The following is a 319-nucleotide window of genomic DNA, read 5'->3' as shown; positions in this document are numbered from 1 at the left end:
CAGCATGATCGCGGCCACCGGCAGCAGCCAGAAGCTGAAGTTGTTCATGCGGGCGAACGCCATGTCGGACGCGCCGATCTGCATCGGGATCATCCAGTTCGCGAAGCCCACGAACGCCGGCATGATGGCGCCGAACACCATGATCAGGCCGTGCATGGTGGTGAACTGGTTGAACAGTTCGGGGCGGAAGAACTGCAGGCCCGGCTCGAACAGCTCGGTACGCAGCAGCAGCGCCAGCGTGCCGCCTTCGAGCAGCATGACGAACGAGAAGATGAGATACATCGTCCCGATGTCTTTGTGGTTGGTGGCGAAAAGCCAG

At 61.1% G+C, this 319-nt stretch carries 1 protein-coding gene; it reads right to left on the bottom strand.

Annotated elements, in window-relative coordinates; translation table 11 throughout:
* On the bottom strand, positions 1-319 hold a 319-nt coding region (locus tag RCF13_RS07825), incomplete at both ends, for a cbb3-type cytochrome c oxidase subunit I (protein WP_308141040.1).

It is taken from the genome of Stenotrophomonas maltophilia group sp. RNC7 (assembly GCF_030910085.1).
Taxonomy (GTDB): domain Bacteria; phylum Pseudomonadota; class Gammaproteobacteria; order Xanthomonadales; family Xanthomonadaceae; genus Stenotrophomonas; species Stenotrophomonas sepilia.
The sequence above is the reverse complement of the archived record's forward strand: the minus strand, read 5'-3'. Positions and strand labels throughout refer to the sequence as shown.